Origin of the sequence: Nocardia carnea NBRC 14403 (assembly GCF_000308515.1) — a bacterium.
Taxonomy (GTDB): Bacteria; Actinomycetota; Actinomycetes; order Mycobacteriales; family Mycobacteriaceae; genus Nocardia; species Nocardia carnea.
The window spans coordinates 1-1332 of sequence record NZ_BAFV01000092.1; the positions used below are offsets into that span (position 1 = coordinate 1).

Annotated in this window: 1 protein-coding gene and 1 other annotated feature; the gene reads right to left on the reverse strand. The window is 62.6% G+C overall.

Going from position 1 to position 1332, the window contains the following annotated elements; all coding sequences use genetic code 11:
* Positions 1 to 49: 49 nt before the first annotated feature.
* Positions 50 to 1278, reverse strand: a protein-coding gene (locus ON22_RS26650) for an IS3 family transposase (protein WP_086007817.1) whose coding sequence is annotated in 2 segments (ribosomal slippage) — positions 50 to 984 and positions 984 to 1278 — 1230 coding nt in all. Because the reading frame shifts where the segments join, the coding sequence is not laid out codon by codon here.
* Positions 863 to 991 (reverse strand) — a sequence feature (AL1L pseudoknot). It overlaps the preceding gene by 129 nt.
* Positions 1279 to 1332: the final 54 nt, after the last annotated feature.

The following is a 1332-nucleotide window of genomic DNA, read 5'->3' on the forward strand; positions in this document are numbered from 1 at the left end:
TGAACCGTCACGGGTAAGGGACCGGCTTCGGGTTTCAGACCAGCGCCGGTCAGCGTGGCGATAGTTGAGCGTAGTAGGCGGCTTCGTACTCGGCCGGGGTGAGGTAGCCGAGCCGGGAATGCAGGCGGGAGTTGTTGTACCAGTCGCACCATTCCATCAGCGCGTACTCGACCTCGGATATGGTCTTGAACGGGCCGTGTCGGCGCACGACCTCGGTCTTGAACAGGCCGATGATCGATTCGGCGAGTGCATTGTCATAGGCATCCCCAACCGATCCGATTGATGGCGAAATGCCTTGCAGTGCAAGTGATTCAGTAAAGTTCAGCGAAACATATTGAGACCCCGCGTCGGAATGATGGATCAGTCCGGGCTCGACGGGATGCCCGTAGTGGTCACGCCGCCACACGGCCATGTTGACTGCTTTGGACACCAAAGGTGTCGTTTTCGACGCCGAGATGTTCCAGCCGACAATCGCGCGGGAGTAGGCGTCGAACACGAACGCCACATAGGCCCACCCCGTCCAGGTCGAGACATAGGTGAAATCGGCCACCCATACCTGGTTCGGTGCGGTCGCGGTGAAGTCGCGGTTGAGCCGGTCACCGGCACGGATCCCGTCTTTGGCCGGGATCGTGGTCCGGTGTCGCCGGCCTCTGACGGCTCCGTTGAGTCCCAGTTCGCGCATGATCCGGTCCACGGTGCAAAAGGCCACGTCATGGCCTTGGCGACGCAGCCAGCGGGTCATCTTGCGGCGTCCGTAGAGCTGCTCGGGTGCCCCGTCGAGCCCACGCAGGGTGTTCTCGACAAAGGCGTAGGCGATATCACGCGCCGAGGCCGGCCGACGGCGGGCCTTGCGGTAGGTCCTGGGCGCGATCTGCACTCCGTGCGCAGAGAGCGCGTGGCAGATCGACTCGACGCCGAAGACCTGGCGGTATTCGTCGATGAATCCGACGATCAGCGGTGTCGCGGGTCGAGTTCCCGCGCGAAAAAAGCCGATGCGAGCTTGAGGATCTCGTTGGTTTGCTTGAGGTCCCGGTTCTCTTTGCGCAACCTCGCGAGCTCGTCGCGCTCGATGCTCGACAGGCCCGGCGAGGCCGACACGCTCGGTGACGGTGCCTGCTCGAGGGCCTTTTTGATCCACAACCGCAGCGTCTCGTGATGCACGTCTACCATCGGGCCGATCGCACGCGCAGCGGCGTAGGCGGATCCGTACTCATCGAGCCGTTCGAGAGCCAGACGCACGGCCTTCTCACGAACCTCGGGCGGGTAACGCTTGGACATGATGGGAACCATCTTCCTCAAAGACGGAAGCGGCCCCAAATCCGTGACGGTTCA